The sequence below is a fragment of the Methylobacterium fujisawaense genome (assembly GCF_039619325.1).
GTDB lineage: Bacteria > Pseudomonadota > Alphaproteobacteria > Rhizobiales > Beijerinckiaceae > Methylobacterium > Methylobacterium fujisawaense.
In genome coordinates this window covers 3,388,585-3,414,829 of sequence record NZ_CP155000.1, presented here as the reverse complement: position 1 = coordinate 3,414,829, position 26,245 = coordinate 3,388,585, and the positions used below count along the sequence as shown (strand labels likewise).

Sequence of the window (26,245 nt, the reverse complement as noted above, 5' to 3'; positions counted from 1 at the left end):
TGAGCGTCGCGGTCACCTTGGGAGTGATCTAGCATAACTCTAGGGAGCGTCACCGCTGCCCGTCACCTCGCCGCAGCCTTCCAATCGACCCGTTCTAGTGGTGCGAGTCTAACGCTTGGTGTCCGCGTTTGGCGGCCTGGATGATGCGATCTGGATCTGCGGTCCAGACGAAGGGCTTCGGTTCCCCGTTGTTCTCGGCGATGAAGCGTTTGATGGCGGTCTGGACCTCGACCAGTGATCCGAACACGCCCCGTCGCAGCCGGCGCTTCGCGAGCTTGGCGAAGAAGCCCTCGACGGCGTTGAGCCAGGAGGCGGAGGTGGGGGTGAAATGGAAGGTGAAGCCGCGCCTGTCGGTCGAGCCAGGCGCGGACCTTCGGGTGCTTGTGGACGGCATAGTTGTCCAAGATCGCGTGGACGACCTTTCCGGCCGGGACCGCCGCCTCGACTGCGTTGAGAAAGTGGATGAACTCCTGGTGCCGGTGGCGCTGCATGCAGCGGCCGATCACCTTGCCCTCCATTACGTCGAGGGCGGCAAACAAGGTCGTCGTGCCGTGGCGCTTGTCGTCATGGGTGTGCGTCGTCGGCTGACCCGGCCTTCATGGGCAACGGGGCCTGCGTGCGAGCGAGTGCCTGGATCTGGCTCTTCTCGTCGACAGAGAGCACCACGGCATGGGCCGGTGGATCGACGTAGAGCCCGACCACATCGCGCAATTTGGCGGCGAAGGCCGGGTCGGTGGAGAGCTTGAACTGCCGGACCCGGTGCGGCTGCAGGCCGTGTCCGCGCCAGATCCGCTGCACCGACGAGACGCTGATGAATGCGGCCTTGGCCATGGCAGCAGCCGTCCAATGCGTGGTCTCGCCGGGTGGCTCTCCTTGCGTCAAAGTCACCACCCGCGCTGCCACCTGCGTATTCCGGTGAAGGTGATGGGCTGTTCCGGCCGATGGTGATCATCGGTTCCGGCGTTCGTGATGGCCGAGGACGCCCCCAGGACGGGCTCGATCGGCGACGCGACTGCCTCTCTCACTGACGGTTGTTGTGTGCGCCGGCAGAGTCGTGCCGGTCAAGGTCGTTCAAGCCTCGTTCGTCTCCCGTGCGCCGCGTTTGCGCAGGCTCTCGCCCCGGAGCTCGATGCGATGGGCGGTGTGAAGAACACGGTCCAAGATCGCGTCGGCCAAGGTGGGGTCACCCACGACGTCGTGCCAAGCTGAGATCGGAACTTGGCTGGTGATCAGCAGCGAGCCGCGATCGTAGCGGTCGTCAACGATCTCCAGAAGGTCGCGCCTCTGCTCGGCGGTGAGCGGCTCGGGTCCCCAATCGTCGATGATGACCAACTGCGTGCGTTCGATCTGGGTCATGAACCGCGCCAGCCGGCCCTCGCCGCGCGCCTGGGCGAGGTCGGCAAACAGGCGCGGCGCGCGCCGGTAGACAACCGAGATCCCGTCGCGGCAGGCCTTGTGGCCGAGCGCGCAGGCCAGCCAACTCTTGCCCGTGCCGGTCGGACCGGTGATCGCGACGTGGCGATGCTCACGGATCCATGCCCCCGTCGCGAGCGCCTGGAACAGGGAGCGGTCGAGCCCGCGCGGCGTGCGGTAGTCCACGTTCTCGACGGCCGCGGCCTGGCGCAGCTTGGCGACCTGCAGCCGGCGCGCCAAGCGGCGGTTGTCGCGCACGCTCGCCTCCCGGTCGACGAGCAAGCCGAGCCAGTCGGCATGCGGCAGCTCAGCGGCTTGCGGGTTGTTCTGCAACTCCAGCAGCGCGTCAGCCATGGCGCAGAGACCGAGCCCCCGCAGGCGCTCGGCGGTGGGATGGATCAGCATGGTCTCTCCTCAATGATAGTAGTCGGGGCCGCGGATGTTGGCGTGGACCAGGACGGGGGTGTCGTCCGTGGTGGGCAGAGCCTTCGCCTCGGACCGGTTCGTCAGGATCGCGGCCACCGAGGTGTAGGAGCGTGTGTTAAGGCAAAGCGCCCGCGCGCACGCCGCATCGACCCGCTCGGCCCCGTAGCGCTTGACCAGGCCGATGATGCCGATGGCGGAGCGGAAGCCCTGCTCCGGGTGAGGCCGCGTGCGCAGGATCACCGCGATCAGACTGGCCGCATCCGGACCGATCCGGGCGGCCTCACGCCCGATGCGCTCGAGCGTCCAGTCGCGATAGCGCCGGTGTGAGCTGGGCATGTGCTCGGGCAGCGTGGTTTGCCGATGCGGACGGGTCGAGCGCAGGTGCGAGGCGACGCGCTTGCCGCGATGGAACAGCTCGACGGTGCTCGTGGTGATGCGGGCCTCGACCTCCTGGCGCAGCAGGCCGAAGGGCACGCTGTAGAAGTGGCGGGCGATCTCGACATGGTAGTCGAGCCCGACCCGGCAGCGCTTCCACTCGGCATAGGCGTAAGGCTCGTCCGGCAGCGGCGTCAGCGCCGGCCGGTCGAGATCGTCGAACAGGGCTCGCCGGGAGCGCCCCCAGCCCCGCAAGGGACGCGCATTCAAGTCGATCAGGAGTTCGCCGATCGCGGCGTTGAGTGCGGCGAGCGAGAAGAAGCGGCGGTGGCGCAGGCGCGCCAGGATCCAGCGCCCGACAACCTGGACGCCGACCTCGACCTTGGCTTTGTCCCGGGGCTTGTAGGGGCGCGCCGGCAGGATGGCCGCCCCATAGTGCCGAGCCAGGTCCGCATAGGTGCGGTTGACCATCGGTTCGTGGAAGCAGGCCCGCGTGACGCCGGCCTTCAGGTTGTCGCTGACGATCTGACGGGGCGCCCCGCCGAGGAAGGCGAGCGCCCGGGCATGCGCGCCGATCCAATCCGGCAGTGACTGCGTGAGGGTGGCTTCGGCATAGGTGTAGTTCGAGGCTCCGAGCACGGCCACGAAGACCTGCGCGGCGTGCACGGCCCCGGTCTCGGGGTCGTGGATGGGCATCGTGCGTCCGGCGTAATCGACGAACAGGCGCTCACCGGCCACATGGACCTGGCGCAGTGTCGGCTTGAGGTGGCCGGCCCAGGCTTTGTAGAGGTCGCAGAACCAGGAGTAGCCGAAGCCATCGGGGGCACGGGCCCGGTACTCCTCCCACAGCAGGGTGAGCGTGACGTCGGGCCGGCGCAGCTCGCGATGCACCTCGCCCCAGTCCGGCCGCGGCCGTTCGTCGGCCGGCAGATCGGGTGGGGGCGGGAACAGCAGCGCCTCGAGCCGCGCATCGTCGAGATCCTCGGGCAGAGGCCAAGCGGTCAGACCGGCGCGACGGGCGCGGCGGAGATAGTTGCTGACGGTGCCCTGACCCAGCCCGAGGCTGCGGGCGATGGCCTCTTGGGAGAGGCCGTTGGCCAGACGCAGGCGCAGGAGATCACGCAGGTGGCGCATAAGCAGTCTCGGGGCGGGCATCACGGCTCCTTCGGGCTGAGGAGCCGAGCGTCAACCCAGGGTTGCAGACTGCCAGCAGGACAGGCGGTCGCGCCGCCATCACGTTCACCGGAACCGGCCATCAACTTCGACCGGAAACCGTCATCACCTTGCGCCGGAAACCTCCATCACGTTCGACCGGAATCCATCATCACCGTCGGCCGGAACACGCAGCCACCTCCGGGCCTAGCGGTGGGATGCGCGCTGGCCGTGTCTTGTCTCGAAGGAGCCCACCGATGCCCGCCTGTGCGAAGCGTTCCTGCCAGCGCCAGACCGCGGTCTTGGACACGCCCGCCGCGCGCATGATCGCGTGAGTGCCCAGGCCATCGGCGCTCAGCAGCACGATGCGGGCGCGCCAGACATGCTTCTGCGGCGTGTTGCGGTCCGCCACGAGGGCGTCGAGCTGAAGGCGATCCGAGGCAGAGAGCGTGAAGGAGATGCCGCTACGCATCCCGCCAGACTCGCAGGGCACAGCGCAAACCGAAACCCGGGACGGACTCAACCGTCAGAGTTCAACCACTAGGGTGCGCGCCAGGCTCCTGCGTGCGCCTCGCGCAGCATCCCCCCGCCTTGTATGCTGTCGACGCGCGCACCAAACGAAGCAGCCACATCGCGCGCGGTGAGCGGCACGGTGTGCGAGGCCGGTCTGACCCAGGGAGGCGGAAGCGGAATACCGGTCGTGCGTACCATCAATATAACGAGTATGGCGATGCCAATCTGCGTCAGGAGGTAAAGCGCGAGGTAGGCATGCCACTTGGCCAACGTTTTGCCCAACGTGTCCACGGCTTCGCTGGACGCCGCATGGACGGCCTGCGTGATGGCGGCCGCCTGGGCTTCGGTGAAACCAGACCTGATGAGGTCCGCAGTAGACGCGGGCCGGAACAGCGCGTTGGCGTGTTCAAGCGATGCCATCATCTTTAACCATGTCGGTTCGAGAAGCGGACAAACGCATCGAGCTCTAAGACCAGAGGCTCAATCGCATCGTGATCCTGAAGACTATCCAAGAACGCCAACTCCTCATCGACGCTGTCCACTTCGACATCGCGATGCCATGCTCTTGGGCGGCCGTCGTCGCCGGTCGACCATCTATAGCCGCGCGCACGCACTTCATCTTTCAGATTGAATGGAAGGTTTAGTGCGTAAACGCGCCGACTTGGGCGCGAGGCCGCTTCTAGCAGCTCCGCCAACACTGTGTGCCCGGATCGAGGTAGAGGTTGATCGAGGATTTCGAGCAGTGCGTAAGTATCATCCAGACTTCGATGGCCGTCGAAAAAGAAACCGAATCGATAGGCGAGGTAAGCCAATTTTGTGCTTTCGACACCTTCCTCAGCCCATCGCACTTGTGTTTGCGAGCAAGCCCAGGGCAGGCATTCAAACACCGGTAGCACACGCTCAATGTGGCGCCGGTCAAAGCCCGCATTGTGCGCGATTACAATATCGACGTCTTCGGAGAAGGCCTGCAAGGATGGGATGTCGAGGCGGTGACCGCGCACCACCTCGTCCGATATGCCAGTCATGCGCGTGATAGCAGGCGGAATGGGTTTGCTAGGTTCATTGAATGACTGTCTTTGGCCGAGTGTTCCGAGGATGACGCCGGCTGGCGTGTAGGCAAATTTGACGAGCCCAATTTCGATGATCTCGGCCCAAGCTTCGAGACCATTAGTCTCGACGTCGACGATTAGGCCGGTTTTGGCCCAGGGACCGAGCGGGCGTTCACAATAGTTTCGACGCACAAGCTTGCGCAAGACGCGGAAGTCTTTTGCGCTTCGCAACGCTGCAGCGTGCAGCTCAGCCTCGAACGAATCCATCATAGACCTCACGGCGTTAATTGATGTGATCTCAGTGCGGCGTTCCGCGTCGCGGCGTAGTTTTCAGCGTCAGCGTTGGCCGACAGCGCGCGGAACCGTTGAGGCTGCGGGGTGCGTTTGCGAGGGGGTGCTCATACGGAACGCACCCGGACCGACTGGGTAAATCCCGTCGATCGGCGATTTAGCATTCGGCTCTCGTCCGCCGTCCATCATCTCGTCCGGATTTATATCTTTTCGAGACGGTGACATCGAGCTCGATTGTAGAGCGTCAAATCGATCAAACAATGGTGCGAGCAGGCCAGGCATAGTCCTATGGAGCTCTTGGCGTAAATGACGCGTCATAAGCTCTACAGTTGCGATTACGGGTACGCCGAAATGGGCGTCCACATCGGGACCTTGCACGGTGAGGTGTGGAGGCAGACCTGCTGCACCGAACCAGTCGATGCAGGCGCTCGTCGTGGTGTCGATGGTGGAATAGCTTTGATCTCTCAGGTAAGAGCGAAGCAAAAGTCGGACGGATGCAACATCTCGCTCGAGTGGCTTACGTAGGCGGGGCCCCATGTCGCCGCCGCCACGCTTAACTGCGTAGGCGCCAGCCCAGCCCGCGGCGACGTCGATCACCACCAGATCCTGGTTGACGGATCGGACCGCAGGCTGATCATACCGCAAACTGAGTCGCGCGAGGCACTCGGCGGTGTTTGAGGAAACCAGACCATCTGCTGAAGCGGTGATGGGGATAGTTGGATTGTGCAATACTTCGAAACGACCGCTGGCTTTGAGCGCTTCAACGAAAGCTTTTTCCAGTAAAATACCGTGCCGCTTAACGACCGATGCCGAAATACTTATAAGGCGGCTGAGTTCGGGGCCAAGGAGCTCATCAAGAGGAAATTTCGTGTTCACCGCGGCCGTGACGGCATCAGTCGCCGCTTTTAGAAGCGCCTCGTGCGAGAAGCGCTCAGACGGATGAGACAGCATTCAATTGCCTCCATACTTCCAAGTTCGGGGCCGATGGATGGCGTTTATTGCCTTCGCAAAATACGCATGAATGCGCATCGTACGCAAATCGGCATGTTTTCTGTTTCGAGGAAATTATGATTACGCCGGGGCAATGCCGGGCAGCCCGTGCGCTTCTAGAACTCTCACAGAAGGAGCTTGCCGAATCCGCGGGCGTCAGCCTGCGCACGCTTCAAGGATTCGAGGCCGGCGATCGTGAACTACAGAGCTTGGCCCTAAGCGCGATTAAGAGAATCCTCGAAGAAAAGGGAATCGCGTTGATCAGGCAAGACGACTGGATCGGTGTGAAATTGTCCCTGCAGAAATAGCGTCTGCAGGAGGCCCTTCAAGTGTCGGTGCGGATAAGTACTTAGATTGAGAATTCTTGGGAAATTCACGATTTCCACAGCGGCATGGGGTCTATTGTGACCATGCCGGAAAAGGTGACTGTTGGGTGTGGTCCGACGATCATGGTGCGTTGTCGTGCGCGACGCTCAGCTTCGTCGATCGGGCGTGTCGTTGTTTGAGGGCTTTGAAGGTTTCAAGCGACAACCGGAACTGACCCCTTCGCGTCACGAGGATCTGACCCCCATGCCGGTTTCCTCGCCTAGACGGGCGTGGGGTTGGGGACGATAGCGGCCCTCTGTAGAAGTCCGCTGCGACGCTTCTCGCGCAGGCGGTAGCTGTCACCGCGGATGGTGACGACGTGGCTATGGTGCAGCAGCCGGTCGAGGATGGCGGTGGCCACCACCGCGTCCCCGAACACGCTGCCCCACTCGCCCACCGCCCGGTTCGAGGTCACCAGCATCGCGCCGCGCTCGTAGCGGCGACTGACGAGCTGGAAGAACAGGTGCGCGGCATCCGGCTCGAACGGCAGGTAGCCGAGCTCATCGATGATCAGCAGCTTCGGCTTGGCATAGTGCGTCAGCCGCTCCTCCAGCCGCCCCTCGGCGTGCGCCTTGGCCAACTGCGCCACGAGCGTCGTGGCTGGGGTGAACAACACGCCGTAGCCGGCCACGATCGCCGCACGCCCGATCGCCACCGCCAGATGCGTCTTGCCCACCCCGGGTGGTCCGAGGAGCAGCACCGCCTCACCGTTGGCGATGAAGCGGCCGGTGGCGATCTCGCGGATCTGCGCCTTGTCCAACGAGGGCTGTGCGCCGAAGTCGAAGCCGGTCAGGTCGCGCACGAACGGGAAGCGGGCCAGCCCGAAGGCCATGTCGATGCGCCGCTGATCGCGCCGGGCGATCTCCCGCTCGCAGAACAGCGTCAGCGCCTCGCGGATCGTCAGTTCGCCCCGGCCGGCCTCGTCGATCAGGCTGTCGAGTTGGTCACGCATGGCCGTCAGCTTCAGGCGGTCGAGCAGTACGGTGAGGTGATCGTGTTCCTCGCTCATCAGAAGCCTCCCCCGGCGACAGCCTCGTACTCGGCGAGCGGACGCAGCAGTTCCGGCGTCGCCACGAGAGGAGGCGGGTCGCGCCGATGAGCCGGTCGCTCACGGCTACCCACGAGCCCGGCCAGATGAGCGTCGTCGACCGCACGGCCGTGACGTCCCTTCAGTTCGGCATGCGCGGCGACCTCCCGTCCGCCGTGGTGGACGCGCACCACCGCTCCGCTCACGGTGACCCGCACCCGCTCACCGATCAGCCGCCAGGGTACCGAGTAAGCGTTGCCGTCGACCGCAACCGCGCAGTCCGCTCCGACCCGGCGCACGAGATCGCGCGCGGCGGAAAACGGCGGCACGCCCGCGAGCGGCCGTAGCGCCCGAGCCTCGTCGCGGGCGAACCGCTCGCCCGGCGCCTCGCCGGTCGTGCCGTGCACGCGCCGGTCGGCGACGTCCCGCGTCCAGGCATCGAGATGCGCCTCCAGGGCTGCGAAGCTCGCGAAGCGGCGGCCGGCCACGGCATTGTTCTTGACGTAGCCGACGCCGCGCTCGTCCTTGCCCTTCGTGCGCGCCCGGTACGGGGCGCAGGCCCGCACCCGGAAGCCCCAGTGGCGGGAGAAGGCGTGCAGGCGCGGGTGCAGGACGACCTCGCGGCTCACAGGGTCGTGGTGCAAGACCAGGGCGCGAGCGTTGTCGAGCAACACCTCGTGTGGCACGCCGCCGAAAGCCCGGAAAGCGCTCTCCAGCCCGGCGAACCAGTCCTCCTGCCGTTCGTGGCCGAAGGCACGCACGTGCAGGCGGCGCGAGTAGCCGAGCGTCGCTACGAACAGGGAGACCCGAGTCGGCACGCCGCCGATCTCGACGCGCCGTTCGCCAAAGTCGATTTGCATCTGCTCGCCCGGCCGCGTCTCGAACCGCACGCTCGCCCGCGCGGCGATCACCAGATCCCGCCGCAACGGCGCGACCGCCCGCTCCACCGTGCGCAGGCTGACGTGGATGCCCTTCTCGGTCGCCAGATCCTGGCGCACGACGTCGGCGTTGCCCGCATGCTGCCGGAAGCGTTCGACCAGCCAGTCCGCCAAGCCGTCGAGCTGCTTCGAGCGCGAGGGCGTCGCGCAGGGGCGCCAATCCCCCCGTCGCAGCCACTGCTTCACCGTGTTCTTCGAACAGCCAAGCTCGGCTGCGATCCGCTTCGCGCCCCAGCCGAGCGCCTGCAGCCGCATCATCGCCGACACGTCGTCCGGCGTCTTCATCTCGGCCCTCCACGGATCGTCCATCCGCGTCAGAGCCTGAGCCTCGTTCCTGATCATCTCGACCTCCTCGCTCATCGAGGGGGTCAGATCCTCATGGCGTCAGGGGGTCAGTTTGCCGTGTCGCCTGACAGAAGGCGGTCTCATGGGAGGTGAGGGACGACCAGCGCGGCCGTATGGTATGAGGGAGCTCGAGGTCGTAAGGGGGGCTGATAAGCCGGAGAAAAGCTCGAGGGCGGCGAGGGCATCGCGGATGATGACTTCCTTGAGTGCGACCTGCTGCAGAGAAATGTGACCGGACCTCGGCTTTGTCCAAACCTCCATCAGAAGCCGACGCGTCGCCTCGAGGCACGGTCGATCCTGCCCGCCACCCGCAGGCGTTCGCCGTGTCGCCGCGCTCCTTACCGGCGGTACCTGAAAGCGTCAGCGAACCCGCCTCGGCCAGGAAACCTCCAAAAACCTCGCGGTTTGAGGCGGTTCGTGGTGTGATGGCCCCGGCGGTTTGCGAGGTGCTGCGATGCGTGGTCAGCCCGGGTTCTTTGAGGTCGACGAGCGCCTGAAGGATCTTTCGGCCGAGGGCGATACGCTTGAGCGACTGAGCGCCATCGTCGATTTCGAGCTGTTCCGGCCTGATCTGGCCCGCGTGGTGCCCCGCTCAGACGGGTCGAAGGGTGGCCGCCCGCCGTTCGATCTCATGTTCATGTTCAAGGTGCTGATCCTCCAGGCCAGCCACTCGCTCTCGGACGAGCGTGACCCAAGTTCCTGATCAAGGACGGGCTCTCATTCATGCGCTTCCTCGGGCTCGGGCTGTCCGACCCGGTGCTGGCTGCCAACACAATCTGGACCGTTCGCGAAGCGCTCACCCGGGCCCAGATCGAGGGCCAGCCGGTCTCGGGCGAGGCCGGGACGTTTTATCGGCTGTTCGCCCGACACCAGTCCGCGAACACCTTCGTGTCGGCCTGGAGCGCCCGGACGGTGTTATCGGCAAACGCGCCTTGCGCGTCGCGCGCGTACGCGTCGAGCCGCTCGGCGATCGTGTCGAGCGGGACCGGTAATGGCGCGTCGACGCTCGCGACGCGTGCGGTTTCCGTCCTCGTCCTGGGGGCCATGGCCGCTCCTTACCGCGAACGGCCACAGTTATCAACGATAGGTGAAATTATCGGTGGTAACAGAGCCGCTGCTCGATGGCAGGAGGAGCAAGCTGAGTGACCGTTTCAGTACCTCCTGCGATGAGATCGAGCTCGGCTCAGAAGGCCGAACGGTCGTAGGGGCAGCGCGCTTGGATTGCGGATCAACGTTTAGCCGTCGCGTGGCTTCGTGATCATCACACTCGAGGATACCCTCGACCGCCACAGCCGACGCATGTCGCGAGTAGCAAATCCCGCGGACAGCAGGGCTTGGCCGTAGACGCACCGCCACGCCTATTGGGCAGGCAGGTTGCATTAATTTTCAACCGAGGCCGCCAAATCGCAGGCAATTTGGCGGAATGGTGCCAACAGTCACCATTGCGCATGTTCCCCACTCCAATGAAACTTTCTTCCAAGGAAATGCCCGCCACTCCGCGACGTGGCGGACCCAACCGTGGGACGGTTCGTTGAAGACGCCTCTCGCACGCAGCGCTTGAGCTTCGCGAGCCCGTTTTGGAGACCTGATGCATGATCGATCAGGGCATTAAAAGTCGCCCCGTTTACGAGCGGCTCACAATTGATCCCACAGGTCTACGCCACCTCTTGGTGACCGAGGCGCCCGCCTTTCTCTCCGACCCGTTCGCGGCAGGTGCGCGGGGGTTGGAGGTCTGGAGTGTTGGCCCCCACGAAAATGAGGGTGTTACCGCAAGGCCTATGACGGAAAATGGCCGCAACTTCCGGTCTGTCCAGCAGATGCTCGACCGGCTCGCGCGGCGCTTAGAGCACGAGCAGATGGGTTTGCGGCTGTATGCAGCCGGGCAAGAAGGATTTCTTTGGGATGTCCATGGGATTGCGCAACGCGCCGGAATGGGCAAGCGAGAGATCTTTCTGACCCATTTCGGGTCGCAAGCGCGTCGGGTCCATTGTGTTCACTGCCGAACCTTCAACGAACGCGTGACCACAACAATCGTTCGCTGCGACGGATGCGGCGCAAATCTGTTCGTGCGCGATCACTTCTCGCGCCGGCTGTCCGCCTTCATGGGCGTAAAGGTCGACGCAGAAGTTCCGGGCGATGTTCCTTCCGCAGAGCAGGCCTATCTATGATCCTCGAAGGCAATCTGTCGGCGCGAGTGGTTGGTGTTGATAGCATTAGCCCAACGCTCAAGCGCTTCCGGTTCGCACCAGGCAAGGGGAGTGAGTTCCCCACCGCGGCACCCGGCGCACATATTCTGATCACCCTCCGAGGCCGTGATCGCGTCTGGAAGAACTCCTACTCGCTGGTGACATCACCAGATCAGCGCGACGAGTACGCCATCATCGTGCGGCGCGCACAGGAGTCCCGCGGCGGATCTCACTTTCTGCACGATGTCATCAGGGAAGGCGACACAGTCGAGCTCAGCCCCCCAGCAAGCCTTTTCCCAATCGCTTCTCTCGCGCGCAAGCACGTCCTGATCGGTGGTGGTATCGGCTTGACCCCGTTCCTCTCATACGTCCCAGTCCTCAAAGCGCGCGGAGCCGTGTTTGAACTCCACCAATTCTGCTCGCCAGATGAAGTAGTCGCCTTCCAGGGCCTTGTCGGTGACGGAGCCGGAAACGTCAGGGTGCACGGCTCGCATTCGCGTCCCTCGCTCGACGACATCCTCTCACATCAGCCTCTCGGAACGCACGTCTACACCTGCGGACCGGAAGGGCTGATGAACGCCGTGGCCCGAACTGCTCGGCAACTCGGCTTCCCGGAGACTGCAATCCACCAGGAGAGCTTCGGCGCAACGAGCGGCGGGGCGCCATTTGTCGTCCGCCTGGCACAGTCTCAGAAGACCATTCACGTGAGCGAGTCGCAGAGCCTGCTGGAGGCGCTGGAGGCTGCGGGTGTGGAGGCGCCGTGCCTCTGCCGTGGCGGGGCGTGCGGTGTCTGTCTCTTGCCGGTCCTTGATGGGGAGCCTGAGCATCGGGACCATGTTCTCTCTGATGAAGAGAAAGCCGAAGGGCGCCTGATTGCGACCTGCGTGTCACGCGCAAAATCCGACTCTCTCGTGCTTGATCTCTGAGGAGGAAACAATGGGTGTTCAGTTCAAGCCGGACGAGACGTTCCGCGAAAGCTTCACTTATAAGAATAGTGACGCGGCTATCCTTCGTTTTCCGTTTCCGTTCGCGGAAGACAAGTACATGTACTCCGTCAACATGGAGCCGCACGTCAAAAGCGGTGCGTGCCCGGTCTTCGAGCATGCCTTTGACGTCGATGAACACTACATTGCTGAATGTCGCGAGCGAGCGCTGGTCTTAGAAGCGGATCCGAAGCGTTGCCAAGTTCTGCCACACATGATGCCGGCGCAATGGGACACGCTCGAGCTCATCATGCAGAGCTTGGCTGCCGATTACCCAGAGCACTTTACGCTCACGCGCGATGGAGCGAACTGGCACTGGGTCAACCACCCACTGAACATCGACCAGCGGTTTGTCTTCGGTGATGCCAGCACACTTCCCTGTGAGCCATTCGAGTACATCACCCGGCAAGCGCAGGGCGACTTCACGCTGCAGGATCAGCGAGATCACAACCTATATGTCGACGGCGGGATGGTGACCTGCCAGGCGGACTGGTCGCTCGAATTTGATATCGGTATGAGCTTTCACGAGTGGCACGGACCTGTCCCGCTCGCGCACGATATCGGCGTGTTCGACCGCGCCCTGCAGTACCTGCTGCGACTTCAGTACGGCCATCCTGTGCGCCGCCTGAACTGGACGATGACGATCAATCCGAGGATGGATACCTCACCGGAGAACTACCCGGATTGGGGGCCCGATCGGGCAACGGTGACGCCCGAGAACGTGGCTCAGAAGGTTCACCTCCGCGTCGAGCTTCAGACTCTCTTCCGGCTGCCTCGGTCAAATGCCATCCTTTTCGGTATTCGGTGTTACCTAATCAGCCTCCAGGACATCGAACGCGTCGAAAAGTGGCGCAAGCGCCTCCATCGTGTCCTGAAAAGTCTTCCTCCAGAGTTGGCGGAGTATAAGGGCCTGACTCGGTATATGGCTCACGTCACCTCGCGTCTGGAAGCGGCTGACGATGGGGCCCCGTTATCGCTAGGAATTCAGCCTGATCAGTCTTTCCTGCCTACTTAAGGTTCGGAACCGCGAGTGCAGCATGACGCAAATGGTGAGCAATGCGCACTGCAGCGGGAAATTGCTAAGGGCGGCGCTCCTAAGGGGGCAACGCAATCGCGGTCGAGTGCGCAAGGGGATCCCCACCTAGGTCCCCCCGTGAGAAGAGGCGAACCACCCCAGTACATGCTTGGTCCGCTTGAGGCCAAACGCGAATTTAAACCAGCAGACCAATCATGAGGAGCACTTCATATCATCAGACGCGCCCCATACGACAGTTTGCAAATGAAGATCGACGGGCCGGATCGCGCAAGGCAAATTTTTCTGGAGTTTGAGCCATGCGAAATCTCTATAACGAGATAGGCGACGACAAGCTCCGCCTCCTAGTGGATAAATTCTACGACATCGTCGAGCAAGACCCGGCGGCCGAGGAATTGCACCTTCTTCATTTGCGCGGCCACGGCATTGGCCATTCCAGGGCCGAACAATTTAGGTTCTTATCGGGATTTTTCGGAGGGCCCAAGCTGTACGTTGAGAAATTCGGGCATGCTAACCTAACGCGGATCCACGAGCACATCGAGATCGGGTCTTCCCTACGTACGCTATGGCTCGACTGCATGGCACGAGCGGTAAGCGAAGTTAAGTTGCCGGAAGAGACCGGAGCAGAGGTAATGCGGCATCTTACAAAGATAGCTATGAATATTGGCCTTAGCCGTCAGTAAAACCCGCAGAATTTGGCCAGTTGGGATTGACAGAGATCGGTGCGGAGAATTTCGACATCCGACTCGATCCACGATTTCAGCATGGCTGTCCAGCCGGCCGAACGCGGCGTCTCAGCGTCGTGAGCCCATTACGAGACAAGCAAGAAAATACCACAGCCTAAGGTTTATGAAACAAAACCAAGGAGTGTCGCTATGAATACGGTATTGTCCGGGGCAGCTAGCCCCCCTTTGATCAACAATGTGTCTGCAATACACGCGTCGGAGGATGGTAAGCTTCACCGCTCAATCAATTGGACGGGCGCGTTCTGGGTTGCAAGCGGTGTGCCGGCCCTCGTTCTGTTCTCGGTCGGAGGTATTGCTGGCAACACCGGCAAGCTCGCCTTTCTGATCTGGACGCTGTCCATGATCATGGGCTTTCTTCAGTCATTTACCTACGCAGAGATCGCGGGCTTATTTCCGAACAAGTCGGGCGGCGCTTCCGTATATGGAGCGGCCGCATGGGTGCGGTACTCGAAGCTCACTGCCCCCCTGTCCGTCTGGTGTAACTGGGTAGCGTGGTCGCCCGTGCTCTCCCTCGGATGTTCGATCGCAGCTGCCTACATCCTCAATGCGTTTGCGCCTCAACCAGCAGCGACATCGGCCGCGGTGATAGATTGGCTCGCGACCCACGGCGCGAGTCTGCAGATGTCTGATGCCGACAAGACGGCTGCTGCAATTGCCGCGCTGTCGCCTGGGATCCGAACCTGGTCGCTGTTCCAGACGAGCTTTGGCCCAGTTTCCTTGTCGCTTAACGCCGCCTTCTTCATCGGCGCTGCTCTGATGCTCGCTGTGTTTGCAATCCAGCATCGTGGTGTCTCCGGCACAGCCAGCGTGCAAAAATACATCGGCCTGGTCGTGATCATCCCGATGTTCATTGTTGGCGTTATCCCACTTCTGATCAACGGCGTGAACTGGTCCAATTTCTCGCCGCTTGTACCGCTGGCAGCGCCGAACGCACCTGCGTCTGGCGAGTGGAACATCGCTGGCTGGACCCTGGTTCTTGGGGGCATGTTCATCGCGGCGTGGTCGACTTACGCGTTCGAGACGGCGATCTGCTACACGAGCGAGTTCCGGGATCCGGCTAAGGACACGTTCAAGGCAATCTTCTACTCTGGCCTTCTCTGCCTAGTGCTGTTCACGCTCGTGCCCTTCACTTTCCAGAGCATGTTGGGCGTTGAAGGCATGCTCGATCCCTCGATTGCCGACGGCTCAGGCGTTGCAGCCGCACTCGCCCACATGGTTGGTGGCGGCCATATCGTCGAGAGTGCCTTGGTCATGCTGATGATCCTGGCTCTCATCCTGTCCATCATGACGGCGATGGCAGGCTCGTCACGCACGCTCTACCAGGGCTCAGTCGACGGTTGGCTGCCCCGCTACCTTAGTCATGTCAACGGACACGGGGCGCCGACCCGCGCCATGTGGACCGACTTGTGCTTCAACCTGGTGATCCTCGCCATCGCCTGCGCCGACGCGACGAGCTTCTTCTTCATCCTTGCTGTCTCTAACTGCGGTTACATCATCTTCAACTTCCTCAACCTGAACTCGGCCTGGATCCATCGTATAGATTCCGCAGCGGTGCCGCGTCCTTATCGGGCACCGACATTCGTGCTCGGACTCGGCGTCGTCTTCTCCTTCGTAAACGTCGTCTTTCTTGGGGCTGGAGCGAAGGTCTGGAATCCTGTGGCTCTCTGGGCCGGACTTATAACGGCAGCGATGATCATCCCGGTCTTTTGCTTCCGGCACTACATCCAGGACGGTGGCAAATTCCCCGCAGAGATGTTCGAGGACCTGCATGTCGGGACGGAGCGGGCGATGGCTGAGCGCAAGGCCGGAGTCCTGCCCTATCTGGCTCTGGTCGCCGGTGTGGCGGTCCTGCTGCTATCCAACTGGTTCTTCACGATCTGACGCCGCGCCTCTTTAGGGTGCACGGCAGCCGCCATGCACCCTGGGGCAAGGAACAGGGCGAGTGCGCAGTTGCGATACGGCGCATTCATGAGCGGAAGGTCATAGCCGAAAAGGAAGGCTCATAGACCGCTAAGGAGCCGGCCGTGCGGGTGGAATAAGCCTGCCGCCTTCACACGAATGTACTTCCTTCCACCATTCGATCCTCGTTGTGCCAATCTGGCTTTCACGTGAAGAGCAAGCTTAGGGAGGGAGAATTGACGACGCAGATCTTGGTCAAACTAGACCCAAATGGCAGCAAAAGCGGTAAAGAGGTGCGAGGTCCCGCAACGCTGGGCGAAATCGTCGAGGGCACCTGTGAGCAGGTTCTCGATGTCTTCATGACGAACGAGAAGGGTAACTTCCTCGCCGGAGTTTGGACCTGCACTCCCGGAACCATGAGGCTGACCCACTATCCGTTCAACGAGATGGCGACCATCATCGAGGGACGCATCATCGTCACGGATGAGGATAGCGGCGCCGTTCAAGAGTTCGGGCCCGGAGACGGCTTTGCGATCCGCAAAGGCTTCCGCGGCACGTGGCGCATGCCCGAGCGTGTCCACAAGCGCTTCGCGGCTGAGATCCCTAGCTCAGAATCCTGATTTCTTCGAGCAGCCGGTTCATTGCTCGACTGTGGGACGTCAGTGCCGGCTGGTCCGGCAACCCTGAAGCACGCGACATTCTCGACCTCCTCGGTTTAGCTGGCCGAAACACCGTAAAGGAATAAGTACATGAGCTACAAAAATCTTCCGCGCCAGTCGGTTCTGAATGAGCGCCACCTTGCTCTCGGCTCTAAGCTTGACGCAGAGTGGAACGGGATGCCCATCCCTCAGAGCTACAGCACAGATCGCTATGAGGAGACGACCATCGTCCGCTCGCGAGCGGGCCTGTTCGACGTGACGGGTTTGCGAATCGTCAATGTGTCCGGTCCTGACGCCGAGGCGATGCTCAACGCGATGCTCACGAGCGACGTGAGTAAACTCTCTCCGGGTCAGTCAGCAATCAGCAATATTGTTGACGAGAATGGCTCTTTGATCGACGACGTGCTCGTCTACCGCGATGGAGCCCAACAGTTCCGGATTTCGCACGGCGGGGGAAATTTGGAGGACGTGCTGCCCGAGTTCACAGAGGGGCGGAACGTACAGGCGGCGCGGGACGACGATATCCATATCCTCTCTCTGCAGGGGCCTCTCGCACTCGACATCCTCAAGCCCCACACGCCACTCAACTTGGCGAAGCTCAAGTATTTTGAGCACGCCCGCACAAAGCTATTCGGGAAGGACGTCTCGCTGGCTCGCGGTGGCTACTCTGCCGAGCGCGGTTACGAGGTTTTCTGTTCATCCCAGGATGCCGTCGGAATTTGGGACGCGATTATGGAAGCGGGCAAACCGTTCGGCATCGTTGCGGCCTCTTGGGACTGCCTCGATATTGTTCGCGTCGAAGGAGCGCTTCTGTTCTTCCCGTTTGACATGCCTAAGTCAGACACGACGCCCTGGGAGGTTGGTGCGGATTGGACGGTGGACCTTGGCAAGCCCAACTTCCGGGGCAAAGCGGCTCTTCAGAAGAAGAAGGGCAAGGAACGGTTCAAGCAGGTCGGACTTGAGATCCTGCACGATGATGCTGTGGCGCCTGGCTCCAAGATCTTCAAGGATGGTCGGGAGGTTGGGACGGTCAACAGCACAACCTACAGCCGCCATCTTATGAAGTCGCTGGGCCTAGCTCATCTGCCGCCGGAGCTCTCCGCGCTCGGCACGGAGGTCGAGGTCCAAACCGACAAGGGCAAGCTGACAGCTAACGTCGTCCGCACTCCCTTCTACGATCCGATGCGGCTGCGAACGCACCCGATAGAGGAGCGGACAGCGTGATCTGGTGAGACGAGCCACGAATCTCGGCTCCCTAGGCGAGGGCGACCCGACGTTACAGTCAGTCGCGTGGCCCTCGACGACCCTCACCTTCAAGTGAGACTAAACTTTCATACCTGGTAACTCTTGTGAGGCGGATCCCGCGGGGACAGAATTTGTGGCGGCAGAAAGAACTGCCTCCCGCGCGGTCTCGCCTTAGCGGTCTTCACTGCGGGTCTGCAAGGAGCTCCAATCCGGCGGCTTAACTTTTGACACGCCTTTCTGGAGTGCCCCCTGTTTGACCGGACATGCGGCGAGCTCGGTTTTTTTCTAGGACGGCAAAGCTGGCTGTCTGGTAGCTTGCGGATTCGGAGCCGCCTGATGGAGGCGCGCCATGTCCCGCACCCAAGCTCGCGTTCCCAATCGTGAGCGGATGTTGGTGCCGGTTCGCCGGCTCTGCCCGGCCTGCGGGACGCGCATGCGCATCCGCTACGAGAACCGCCGCACGCTGGTGACACTCTCCGGCACGGTGCTGCTGCGACTGAAGATCCGTCGCTGCGAGGCGGAGGGCTGTGCCCGTTTCCACAAGCCCTACCGTCCCGAGGCCGAGGGCGCGCTCGCCCTGCCGCAGCATGAGTTCGGCCTCGACGTCGTGGCGCTGGTGGGCGCCCTGCGCCACCGCGAGCACCGCTCCGTCCCGGAGATCCACGCGATCCTGCGCGGGCGTGGGGTCGGGATTGCCGAGCGCAGCGTGACCAACCTGCTCGACCGCTACGACGAGGTGCTGGCCGCCCAACTCGGCGACTCTGTTCACCTGCGCCGGCAGCTTGCCGGGCAGGACCGGATCGTCCTCGCCCTCGACGGCCTGCAGCCGGACGTCGGGCACGAAGTGCTCTGGGTCCTGCGCGACTGCCTCTCGGGCACGGTGCTCCTGGCGCGCAGCCTCCTGTCCAGCACGGCCGAGGATCTCGCTGTCCTGCTGCGCGAGGTGGTCGAGGCCGTGGGCCTGCCGATCACGGGCGTGATCAGCGATGGTCAGCATTCCATCCGCAAGGCGGTGGCCGCCGTGCTGCCGGGCGTACCGCACCAACTCTGCCACTTCCACTTTCTGCGGGAGGCAGCGCTGCCGATCTTCGAGGCCGACCGGCATGCCAAGAAGGAGCTGAAGAAGGGCGTGCGCGGGGTGCGCCCGATCGAGCGGGCGGTGGAGGGGCGGACCGATCCAGAGGCGGAGTTGGTGCGAGGCTACGCGGCGGCCGTGCGCAGCGCGATCACCGACGATGGCCGTGCTCCGCTCGACGCGGCCGGCCTGCGGTTGAAAGGCCGTTTGGAGAAGGTGGCCGGGAGCTTGGAGCGGGTGCGTTCAAAAGGGGGGCATCGCGCCCGCTCGCGCGGCTCACGTTCTTGATCGAGCGCGCGCTCGCCGGCACGGCACCGCTCTGGCCTGCGGTGGAGCAGGGCTTCGTCTTCGTGCATGCTGCCGCGCGTCTGCTGGCCAATCCTGCCGAGGAGACAGGAGCCAAGGTCCGGCGGCGCTTCGAGGGTCTCTTGGCATCGATGCAGCGTCACCGCCACCGTGTCGGCGACCTTGGGGTCGCCCTCGACCACTTCCGCAAGGTGGCGCGCAGCTACCGGCCCGGGTTGTTCCATGCCGCCGACCGGCCCGACCTGCCGCGGACCAACAATGCCCTGGAGCAGCTGTTCGGCTCGCAGCGCTACCACGAGCGGCGCGCCACCGGGCGCAAGACGGCCTCGCCCGGCGCCGTGCTGCGGGGTGCTGTACGGCTCGTCGCCGGCATCCGCGCGCGGGCCGAGACACCATCCGGACGCGACCTCGGCCGGGTCGATCCGATGACGTGGCGGGCGTTGCGCAGATCTCTCGACCGCGGACGACAGGCCCGCACTGCACGCACCCGCTTCCGCTGCGATCCCGACGCCTACCTCGCCGCCCTCGAACAGCAGGCCCAACAGCCAGCTTTGCCGTCCTAGTTTTTTGCGCGCGCGAGGTCGAGGGCCTCCTTCAGGATCTCCACCTCTACGGTCTTGCGACCCAGCAGGCGTTCGAGGTCGCGTACCCGGCTCGTGCCGGCGACGTCCTCGTCGGAATGCACGGCCTGATAGCCGCCCTCGAGCATGTGTCGCTTCCACGAGAACAGCAGGCTCGGCGAAGTGCCCTAGCATTACAGTTGCATTCTACTTCTGCGATGCGCTTGCTGAGCGGCAGCTTGGTGGGCGCGCCGCCAAGCTGACCAGGCGAGCACGAAGGCGGTCTCAATGCGGCGCTGCGCCAGCCGCATCGCCACGCGCCGGATCTCCTGGATGGACCACGGCACCTGCGAGCTTGGCGATGAGCGTCGTTTTTGGGGGCGGCCCGTTGGCGAGCCGGCGCACCCGCGCCAGCATCGCGAAGGCGAGCATCACCAGGCTGACATGCCGGTGCCAGCCGTGCCACGAACGGCTCTCGTTGTGGGCCAGCCCGAGTTCCGTCTTGGCGGTCTCAAACGCGTCCTCGATCGCCCAGCGCCGGCCTTCCACCATCACCAGCTTCTCGACCGGCGTGCCGGCCGGGCACCAGGTGGTGAAGTACGCGAGCGCCCCGTCCGACAGGCTGCGCCGCACCAGCAGGCCGCGTGTCCACAAGCTCTGATCGAGCGCGGCGTCGAGCGCGTCAGCCCGGAGCGTGGCCAGCGGCAGATAGGCCCAGTCGTACAGGCGCGGTCCCTTGGTGCCGGCTCCGGCCGATAGGCGCACCCAGTCCTGATCGGGGATGCCCTTGGCGATCTCCGCGGCGGTGCCCGCAACGTCGAGGTTTGCGTCCCAGGACCAGAAGCGATGCTGACCGGTGACGCCGAGCACGTAGCCCTTGTAGGCCCGCCGCAGCGCCATCTCGATCTCGCCCACCCCGTAGATGCTGTCGGCGGCTACCCACGCGAACGGAACCTCGGCCTGGATGGCCCGCTCGATCATGGCCAGCGCCAACTGCGGCTTGGTGGCGAACGTGATCGCCTCGGGCACATGCGCCGTTTGCCTTCGGGCCGGATCCCCGGCCCAGGCCTTGGGCAGGTACAGGTGACGGTCGATGAAGGCGTGGCCCTGATCCGAGACGTAGGCGGCAAACACCCCAATCTGGCAGTTGGTGATCTTACCGGCCGTGCCTGTGTACTGCCGGCCCACACCGCACGAGGCTTTGCCCTGTTTGAGAAAACCGGTCTCGTCGACCACGAGAACCGCGTCGGGCGAGGCGAGCGTCTCGACGACGTCGTCGCGCACGACATCGCGCAGCGCCTCCGCATCCCAGTGCGTGCGACCGAGGATGGCCTGCTGGCGCCAGGGACCCGGATCGCCGGCAGCTTCAGCCCGCATCCAGCCGGTCTTGCGCCGCTCACCCCCGAGCAGGCCGTCCAGGAAGGCGTTGGCGGAGGCGGCGACGCTCGGGGCGGCAAACAGCGGGCGAATGCGCTGCTTGGTCTGCCGCAGCGTCGTGGACCAGAGCTCCAGCGTGGACTCGAGCGAGGATCAAGGCATCGCGCTCTCCCATCCGAAACCTCTCAGATAGGAGCCTTAGCTCGCAACTGTAATGCTAGGGCGTCTCTGCAAAGGGTTCACAGGCTGCGGGATCGGCCCCATGTGGGTCTGATGCGACGCTTTGAACTGACTGACGCGCAGTGGAAGCAGATCGCCCCGCTGCTGCCTCCGCAGAAGCCGCGCACGGGCCGGCCTGCTGAGGATCACCGCCAAGTGCTCAACGGCATGCTCTGGATCCTGCGCACGGGCGCGCCCTGGGAGGATCTGCCGGCGCGCTATGGTGCTGTGGGAACTGTGTCGAGCTGGTTCTACCGGTGGCGCAAGGCCGGCGTATTCGACCGGATGCTGCAGCGCCTGCAGGCGCAGGCGGACGCCCGCGGCGCCCTGGACTGGGATCTACACTTTGTGGACGCCACGGTGGTGCGCGCCCACCAGCACGCTGCCGGGGCACGCCGGTCCGGCGCCATCGGGGGGTGAGGGCACGGTCGAGGGCCTCGGTGAAGCGCTCGGGCGCAGCCAGGGCGGCTTCTCGACCAAGCTTCATCTGCGCGCTGAGGGCGGCGGCAAGCCGATCACCGCGGTGCTGACGGCGGGCGAGCGTCACGAGCAGTTCGCACTGGACGCTCTGATGGACAAGGGCGCGGTGCCGCGCCCAGGGCGAGGCCGCCCGCGCCTGAGGCCCCGCAGGACGGCAGGGGACCGGGGCTACTCCAGTCCGCCGGCGCGTTGCCGCCTCCGGCAGCGCCGGATCGAGCCGGTGATCCCGACCCGCAAGGACCAGCCGCGTCAGCCCGACTTCGACAAGGCCGCGTACCGAGAACGCAATCGGGTCGAGCGGCTGATCAACCGGCTCAAGCAGTATCGCCGCATCGCGACCCGCTACGAGAAGCGGGCTGTCAACTACCTCGCCATGGTCACGCTCGGCATGACCATGCTCTGGCTCACATGAGTTTGCAGAGACGCCCTAGCGGCGGCCCGCTAACGACACGGACGAGCCGGGCTGCTGACTCTCCTCGACGAAGCGGATCTTCTCGGCCGTGGACCAGCGACGTCGGCGCTGAGCGCCGGTCAGGATCTCGCCGTGCGCCGGCGGGGCGGTCGGATCAGATGACACAGCCTTATCCATAGGCTTACGCCTATGCCTGCGTGAGCTATGCCGCCTGTCCGGTCAAAACGGGGGTGCGGTTCACTTTCCTCGAGCGGGCGCCAAAGCGCAGTCGCGAGAATGTGACTCAGACGACGTGCATCGGCTGCAAACTCGTGGCCATCCCCCGGAGGGCATCTCTGCCCGGTAGAGCGGCTTGCCACAATCTTGAGCAGGCCGAAAAGTGATAATAGGTTAGCACCCGAGGAGGCTCCGCCATCAGCGCGAATGGGGGGCGTGAGCGTGCAGGCACCCCGGGGATGTGTGACGTAATTTCATGGAAAGAGCCGCTGCAGCTCACGGATGGCGAATGGTTCAAAGAGCTAGGAGGACTGGCAGCTTCGATCGGGACTGATGGGTTTCATCAGAGCCTGCTTAATATGCTGGCGCGATCCATTCAGACCGATTCGGGCTGGATCATAAGATATTCGCGGGTTGCGCCGCCAGATGTGCTATATACCTGGAACGTTCCGCAGAGGACTGTGGATTTCTATAATAATAAGTGCCTATCTATAGATCCATTCTCGCTTTACTGGACTAAATTCGGTCGTCCCGGTGTGCTCACGCTTGCCGAATTGACGGGAACCGGAAGAGAATCCGATCTTTATGCCAAAATCTTTACGGCGGCGGCTAATATCTCTGATGAAATGGGTATAATTTTCTCCACGGTGGGTCACTGTTGTTTAGGGGTATTTCTTGAGCGGGAGAAGGGGCTTTTTACGGCAGCTGACATCCAACTTGCGAATCTCATCTTTCCCGCGCTCGAGGGTTGTCACAAGAGCCACCTAGGACATTTGTTCAACAATCTTCGTTGCACTGACGCTGGCAAATCCGCAGAATTAGTTCTGCAGCCGACGTTGATCCGTGACCGCCACGGCGTGGAGGTTTTTGCCAACGAGTCATGGGCGCTGGCGCGCAGTTCGGATGCGTCCATCAACCCGATGCTAGAGACCGTTGACGGGAAGGCAGATTTTCAAACGATATCCACTAGAGACTTCCTGCTGCGGACGGAGTCGTTTGATCGCAATTTCCCGCTTGCGCCGGGAGGCCGCATCTTCACACTGGAGCGGAAGCCGGCTTCTTCAGATGGGCCGGTCGACTATCAAGCAGCAGCGGTGATTCTTCAAGCGCTCACCCCGCGGGAACGGGGTATATTGAGTCTGATTATGAAGGGTGACAACACCGGGCAGATTGCTCAGAAATTGAAGATTAGCAAGGGTACTGTCAAGAACTGCAAGCTTAGAATATACCGTAAGGCCGAGGTCACATCCGAGCGATATCTTGTTAAAAGACTCGGTCAGTTTTTCCCTCCGCACTAGGTGGGACTGATACTGTTGCTTGCATTTTTTTGATGAGAGTTGAACGCCGTTCGCGGATGCTGTTCGCTATGACCGTTCGTAGAAAGTCGGGGGGAGTAGCCGGTCCGGAGGTCGTGTTTGAGGTAGCGGTACAGGAGATTGGCCGGCGGGATCACCTACTGGCGAACGGAAATTTTTCTGGGTTTTAGGCTCGGGAAGGAGCAGCGTCGCAGATTCAGACCGATACCCAGTTTCGTGAGTGCTGGAGGTGCCGCACAGGTTGGGCGGTCCGGCGCGGAGCGAGGCCGGCTCGTTCGGTCAGGGGATCTCAATCTGGTTCCACCGCTTGCAAGCGTCGCCGACGCTCGGCTCGGGAGAGCTCGTCGGCGCTGGCGAACCCGGTTGCAGCCGCAATCTCGGATCTGCTCAACGAACTCTCCCGGGCAAGCTGATGCGCTCTGTCGAGGCGCAGCTTGAGATAGTGCCGATGAAGTCCTTGGCCGAGGAGATCATGAAATAGCCGCTCCAGTTGTCGCACTGAGACCCGCGCGAGATCTGCAAGAGCGGCGCGTGAGAGCGGTGTCTCTAGATTCGCTTCCATCGCCCCCAGCACACGAAGCAGCCGCGGGTCACGCACGTTAAAGCGCTGACGCAGGTCCATCCGCTGTGGACTCAGGCCCTCGCGGATCTGGTTGTGCAGAAACCAGTCACTGACGCCGGCAGCGAGTCCAGGGCCGTGGTCGCGCTCAATCAAGTTCAGCATCAGGTCAAGGGCTGCAATTCCCCCGGAGCATGTGATGCGATCGCCGTGGATCTCGAAGAGTGAGCGCACGACGTCGATTGAGGGGTAACGCTCCTCAAAGGCTGGAACATGCTCCCAATGCAAGGTGCAGCGGCGCCCGTCGAGGAGCCCCGCCCGGGCCAGGATGTAAGGACCACCCGAGATTCCACCAATGGTCACACCTCGCCGAGCAAGATCACGCAGCCACCCCGACAGAGCGGGATCGTCGAAATCGGCCGGGTTGCCGCCAGCGCAGACAAAGATCCGCTCAGCCTCGCGTGCTGTTGCCCCCACCTCGACGTCTGTGAGGATCGTAACGCCGTTCGAGGCCCTGACGACACCGCCGCCGGGCGCAGCGTGCCACCAATCGTACAGACGGCAACCCGACAAGGTGTTGGCGGCTCGCAGCGGCTCGATCGCGGCTGTGTAGGCCATCAGCGGGAATTCGGGCACGAGCACGAAGCCGACCGTCAGGGTCGACGGAGCCTCGACCCTCGGTGCTTTGCGTCCCGGCTTTGTGCGGGTGGAGACCAGAGCTTCGCTACTCATTTCTGCGGAATTTGCTGGAAGGCTGTCGTAAATTGCCAGCCTGCCTCTCCGGTTGGCGGTTATCAAGGCTTCAACACGCCGCTGTCACCGAAAAACGGTTTCATTCATGCGCTACTCCGTCTTCAGCGTCTTAGGACAAGCTTTGCGAGGCCAGCGGGACTGGAAGCCGCAATGGCGCGATGCAGCACCCAAGGCAGAATACGACGTCGTCATCGTGGGTGGCGGCGGACATGGTGTCGCCACGGCCTATTACTTGGCCAAGGAGCATGGCATCACAAACGTGGCTGTGCTCGAGAAGAGCCATATTGGGTCGGGCAATGTTGGCCGTAATACCACGATCGTGCGGTCGAACTACGGATTGCCTGGCAACATCCCCTTCTACGAGCATTCCATGAAGCTCTGGGAAGGACTGGAGCAGGACATCAACTATAACGCGATGGTAAGCCAGCGCGGCGTGCTCAACCTTTACCACTCGGACGGGCAACGCGACGCTTATGCGCGCCGCGGGAACGCTATGCGGATGGCGGGCATCGACGCTGAACTCCTCGATCGCGAGGGTGTGCGCTCCATGGTGCCCTTCATCGATTTCGACAACGCACGGTTTCCAGTGAAGGGCGGTCTTCTGCAGCGCCGGGGCGGCACTGTGCGGCACGATGCAGTTGCCTGGGGTTACGCCCGCGCGGCGGACCAACGTGGCGTCGATATTGTTCAGAACTGCGCCGTCACAGGCATCCGACGTGAGAACGGCCACGTCGTCGGCGTCGAGACGAGCCGCGGCTTCATCCGCGCCCAAAAGGTCGCATTGTCGGTGGCCGGCTCCAGCTCGTTGCTCGCGTCCATGGTCGACATGCGGCTGCCAATCGAAAGCCATGTGTTGCAGGCGTTCGTCAGCGAAGGCGTAAAGCCGCTCATCGACTGCGTGATGACCTTCGGGGCGGGCCACTTCTACGTCAGCCAGTCGGACAAGGGCGGGCTCGTGTTCGGTGGCGATATCGACGGCTACAACTCCTATGCGCAGCGCGGCAATCTCGCCACGATCGAGGATGTCATGGAAGGGGGCATGGCCCTCTGGCCAAGCCTTGGCCGCCTGCGGCTCCTGCGCCACTGGGGCGGCATCATGGACATGTCGATGGATGGAAGCCCGATCATCGACCGGACCGACATCCGCGGCCTCTACCTCAATGCGGGCTGGTGCTACGGCGGCTTCAAGGCGACCCCGGCGGCAGGCTACTGCTTTGCCCACCTGATTGCCCGTGACGAACCCCACACGGACGCTGCAGCCTACCGCCTGGACCGCTTCGCCACGGGCCACCTCATCGACGAGAAGGGCATGGGTGCCCAGCCGAACCTGCACTGA

The 26,245-nt window shown here is 63.0% G+C and carries 21 protein-coding genes and 5 pseudogenes; 13 read left to right on the top strand and 13 right to left on the bottom strand.

Annotated elements, in window-relative coordinates:
- Window positions 1-94: 94 nt before the first annotated feature.
- The 7 genes and pseudogenes from ABC766_RS16235 to ABC766_RS16205 all read right to left on the bottom strand — a co-directional run.
- Window positions 95-894: pseudogene (locus ABC766_RS16235) on the bottom strand (IS630 family transposase); the annotation flags it as partial.
- A gap of 177 nt (window positions 895-1,071) precedes the next feature.
- Window positions 1,072-1,818, bottom strand: a complete 747-nt coding sequence (istB, locus tag ABC766_RS16230) for an IS21-like element helper ATPase IstB (RefSeq protein ID WP_345818977.1) — start codon at window positions 1,816-1,818, stop codon at window positions 1,072-1,074.
- A gap of 9 nt (window positions 1,819-1,827) precedes the next feature.
- Entirely contained in the window at window positions 1,828-3,369 is a 1,542-nt protein-coding gene (gene istA / locus ABC766_RS16225) for an IS21 family transposase (protein ID WP_345818975.1), read from the bottom strand.
- A 205-nt stretch (window positions 3,370-3,574) separates the two neighbouring features.
- A pseudogene (locus ABC766_RS16220) lies at window positions 3,575-3,838 on the bottom strand (helix-turn-helix domain-containing protein); the annotation flags it as partial.
- 68 nt (window positions 3,839-3,906) lie between these two features.
- Entirely contained in the window at window positions 3,907-4,302 is a 396-nt protein-coding gene (locus tag ABC766_RS16215) for a hypothetical protein (RefSeq protein WP_345818972.1), read from the bottom strand.
- Window positions 4,303-4,304: 2 nt separating this feature from the next.
- Entirely contained in the window at window positions 4,305-5,195 is an 891-nt protein-coding gene (locus ABC766_RS16210) for a 3'-5' exonuclease (protein WP_345818971.1), read from the bottom strand.
- Window positions 5,196-5,264: 69 nt separating this feature from the next.
- Window positions 5,265-6,170 carry a hypothetical protein gene (locus tag ABC766_RS16205; protein ID WP_345818969.1) on the bottom strand — a complete coding sequence of 302 codons (906 nt, stop codon included), beginning with the start codon at window positions 6,168-6,170 and terminating at the stop codon, window positions 5,265-5,267.
- A gap of 116 nt (window positions 6,171-6,286) precedes the next feature.
- On the opposite strand from ABC766_RS16205, the gene ABC766_RS34005 reads away from it, so the two are divergent.
- Window positions 6,287-6,517, top strand: coding sequence for a helix-turn-helix domain-containing protein (locus ABC766_RS34005; protein ID WP_427902244.1), 231 nt, complete (start codon window positions 6,287-6,289; stop codon window positions 6,515-6,517).
- Between the two features lie 278 nt (window positions 6,518-6,795).
- Here the strand turns inward: ABC766_RS34005 and istB (ABC766_RS16200) are convergent, their stop codons facing one another.
- Window positions 6,796-7,584, bottom strand: a complete 789-nt coding sequence (gene istB, locus ABC766_RS16200; protein ID WP_127991182.1) for an IS21-like element helper ATPase IstB — start codon at window positions 7,582-7,584, stop codon at window positions 6,796-6,798.
- Window positions 7,584-8,882 carry an IS21 family transposase gene (istA, locus tag ABC766_RS16195; RefSeq protein WP_427902312.1) on the bottom strand — a complete coding sequence of 433 codons (1,299 nt, stop codon included), beginning with the start codon at window positions 8,880-8,882 and terminating at the stop codon, window positions 7,584-7,586. Before istA (ABC766_RS16195) ends, istB (ABC766_RS16200) begins: the two co-directional genes overlap by 1 nt.
- A gap of 457 nt (window positions 8,883-9,339) precedes the next feature.
- On the opposite strand from istA (ABC766_RS16195), the pseudogene ABC766_RS16190 reads away from it, so the two are divergent.
- The 9 genes and pseudogenes from ABC766_RS16190 to ABC766_RS16150 all read left to right on the top strand — a co-directional run.
- Window positions 9,340-9,710, top strand: a pseudogene (locus ABC766_RS16190) (transposase); the annotation flags it as partial.
- Window positions 9,711-10,477: 767 nt separating this feature from the next.
- Window positions 10,478-11,053 carry a dimethylamine monooxygenase subunit DmmA family protein gene (locus tag ABC766_RS16185; RefSeq protein WP_345818967.1) on the top strand — a complete coding sequence of 192 codons (576 nt, stop codon included), beginning with the start codon at window positions 10,478-10,480 and terminating at the stop codon, window positions 11,051-11,053.
- The gene (locus ABC766_RS16180) at window positions 11,050-11,997 is read left to right on the top strand and encodes a PDR/VanB family oxidoreductase (protein ID WP_345818965.1); all 948 of its coding nucleotides are present in this window, start codon (window positions 11,050-11,052) and stop codon (window positions 11,995-11,997) included. Before ABC766_RS16185 ends, ABC766_RS16180 begins: the two co-directional genes overlap by 4 nt.
- A gap of 10 nt (window positions 11,998-12,007) precedes the next feature.
- Window positions 12,008-13,069 carry a DUF3445 domain-containing protein gene (locus ABC766_RS16175; RefSeq protein ID WP_345818964.1) on the top strand — a complete coding sequence of 354 codons (1,062 nt, stop codon included), beginning with the start codon at window positions 12,008-12,010 and terminating at the stop codon, window positions 13,067-13,069.
- A 317-nt stretch (window positions 13,070-13,386) separates the two neighbouring features.
- Entirely contained in the window at window positions 13,387-13,770 is a 384-nt protein-coding gene (locus ABC766_RS16170; protein WP_287082970.1) for a group II truncated hemoglobin, read from the top strand.
- 192 nt (window positions 13,771-13,962) lie between these two features.
- Window positions 13,963-15,714: an APC family permease gene (locus ABC766_RS16165; RefSeq protein WP_345818962.1), complete on the top strand. Its 1,752-nt coding sequence runs from the start codon at window positions 13,963-13,965 to the stop codon at window positions 15,712-15,714.
- 254 nt (window positions 15,715-15,968) lie between these two features.
- Window positions 15,969-16,352 carry a cupin domain-containing protein gene (locus ABC766_RS16160; protein WP_345818960.1) on the top strand — a complete coding sequence of 128 codons (384 nt, stop codon included), beginning with the start codon at window positions 15,969-15,971 and terminating at the stop codon, window positions 16,350-16,352.
- Between the two features lie 129 nt (window positions 16,353-16,481).
- A complete protein-coding gene (locus tag ABC766_RS16155) occupies window positions 16,482-17,615 on the top strand; it encodes an aminomethyltransferase family protein (RefSeq protein ID WP_287082963.1) in 1,134 nt (377 codons plus the stop codon).
- A 454-nt stretch (window positions 17,616-18,069) separates the two neighbouring features.
- Window positions 18,070-19,580, top strand: a protein-coding gene (locus ABC766_RS16150; RefSeq protein ID WP_345822778.1) for an ISNCY family transposase whose coding sequence is annotated in 2 segments (ribosomal slippage) — window positions 18,070-18,967 and window positions 18,967-19,580 — 1,512 coding nt in all. Because the reading frame shifts where the segments join, the coding sequence is not laid out codon by codon here.
- Window positions 19,581-19,582: 2 nt separating this feature from the next.
- On the opposite strand, the pseudogene ABC766_RS16145 reads toward ABC766_RS16150, so the two are convergent.
- Window positions 19,583-19,765, bottom strand: a pseudogene (locus tag ABC766_RS16145) (IS3 family transposase); the annotation flags it as partial.
- Window positions 19,766-19,862: 97 nt separating this feature from the next.
- Window positions 19,863-21,089, bottom strand: coding sequence for an IS701 family transposase (locus tag ABC766_RS16140; protein ID WP_345822777.1), 1,227 nt, complete (start codon window positions 21,087-21,089; stop codon window positions 19,863-19,865).
- Between the two features lie 138 nt (window positions 21,090-21,227).
- Here ABC766_RS16140 and ABC766_RS16135 point away from each other — a divergent pair.
- Window positions 21,228-22,065, top strand: a protein-coding gene (locus ABC766_RS16135; RefSeq protein ID WP_345818955.1) for an IS5 family transposase whose coding sequence is annotated in 2 segments (ribosomal slippage) — window positions 21,228-21,584 and window positions 21,586-22,065 — 837 coding nt in all. Because the reading frame shifts where the segments join, the coding sequence is not laid out codon by codon here.
- An 18-nt stretch (window positions 22,066-22,083) separates the two neighbouring features.
- On the opposite strand, the pseudogene ABC766_RS16130 reads toward ABC766_RS16135, so the two are convergent.
- Window positions 22,084-22,242: pseudogene (locus tag ABC766_RS16130) on the bottom strand (IS3 family transposase); the annotation flags it as partial.
- A 278-nt stretch (window positions 22,243-22,520) separates the two neighbouring features.
- Between ABC766_RS16130 and ABC766_RS16125 the strand changes: the two are divergent.
- Complete coding sequence (locus tag ABC766_RS16125; RefSeq protein WP_287081763.1) at window positions 22,521-23,579, top strand: helix-turn-helix transcriptional regulator; 1,059 nt, start codon at window positions 22,521-22,523, stop codon at window positions 23,577-23,579.
- Window positions 23,580-23,886: 307 nt separating this feature from the next.
- Here the strand turns inward: ABC766_RS16125 and ABC766_RS16120 are convergent, their stop codons facing one another.
- On the bottom strand, window positions 23,887-24,888 hold the full coding sequence (locus ABC766_RS16120) for a GlxA family transcriptional regulator (protein ID WP_427902243.1): 1,002 nt from the start codon (window positions 24,886-24,888) through the stop codon (window positions 23,887-23,889).
- Window positions 24,889-24,994: 106 nt separating this feature from the next.
- Here ABC766_RS16120 and ABC766_RS16115 point away from each other — a divergent pair, with 106 nt between their 5' ends.
- On the top strand, window positions 24,995-26,245 hold the full coding sequence (locus tag ABC766_RS16115) for a sarcosine oxidase subunit beta family protein (RefSeq protein ID WP_345818952.1): 1,251 nt from the start codon (window positions 24,995-24,997) through the stop codon (window positions 26,243-26,245).

Coding starts and splice junctions, on each gene's coding strand:
- istA (WP_345818975.1), bottom strand. CDS start 3,369: ATGCCCGCCCCGAGACTGCTTATGCGCCACCTGCGTGATCTCCTGCGC.
- istB (WP_345818977.1), bottom strand. CDS start 1,818: ATGCTGATCCATCCCACCGCCGAGCGCCTGCGGGGGCTCGGTCTCTGC.
- ABC766_RS16170 (WP_287082970.1), top strand. CDS start 13,387: ATGCGAAATCTCTATAACGAGATAGGCGACGACAAGCTCCGCCTCCTA.
- ABC766_RS16125 (WP_287081763.1), top strand. CDS start 22,521: ATGTGTGACGTAATTTCATGGAAAGAGCCGCTGCAGCTCACGGATGGC.
- ABC766_RS16165 (WP_345818962.1), top strand. CDS start 13,963: ATGAATACGGTATTGTCCGGGGCAGCTAGCCCCCCTTTGATCAACAAT.
- ABC766_RS16115 (WP_345818952.1), top strand. CDS start 24,995: ATGCGCTACTCCGTCTTCAGCGTCTTAGGACAAGCTTTGCGAGGCCAG.
- ABC766_RS34005 (WP_427902244.1), top strand. CDS start 6,287: ATGATTACGCCGGGGCAATGCCGGGCAGCCCGTGCGCTTCTAGAACTC.
- ABC766_RS16210 (WP_345818971.1), bottom strand. CDS start 5,195: ATGGATTCGTTCGAGGCTGAGCTGCACGCTGCAGCGTTGCGAAGCGCA.
- ABC766_RS16185 (WP_345818967.1), top strand. CDS start 10,478: ATGATCGATCAGGGCATTAAAAGTCGCCCCGTTTACGAGCGGCTCACA.
- istA (WP_427902312.1), bottom strand. CDS start 8,882: ATGATCAGGAACGAGGCTCAGGCTCTGACGCGGATGGACGATCCGTGG.
- ABC766_RS16180 (WP_345818965.1), top strand. CDS start 11,050: ATGATCCTCGAAGGCAATCTGTCGGCGCGAGTGGTTGGTGTTGATAGC.
- ABC766_RS16175 (WP_345818964.1), top strand. CDS start 12,008: ATGGGTGTTCAGTTCAAGCCGGACGAGACGTTCCGCGAAAGCTTCACT.
- ABC766_RS16205 (WP_345818969.1), bottom strand. CDS start 6,170: ATGCTGTCTCATCCGTCTGAGCGCTTCTCGCACGAGGCGCTTCTAAAA.
- ABC766_RS16120 (WP_427902243.1), bottom strand. CDS start 24,888: ATGAGTAGCGAAGCTCTGGTCTCCACCCGCACAAAGCCGGGACGCAAA.
- istB (WP_127991182.1), bottom strand. CDS start 7,584: ATGAGCGAGGAACACGATCACCTCACCGTACTGCTCGACCGCCTGAAG.
- ABC766_RS16155 (WP_287082963.1), top strand. CDS start 16,482: ATGAGCTACAAAAATCTTCCGCGCCAGTCGGTTCTGAATGAGCGCCAC.
- ABC766_RS16215 (WP_345818972.1), bottom strand. CDS start 4,302: ATGATGGCATCGCTTGAACACGCCAACGCGCTGTTCCGGCCCGCGTCT.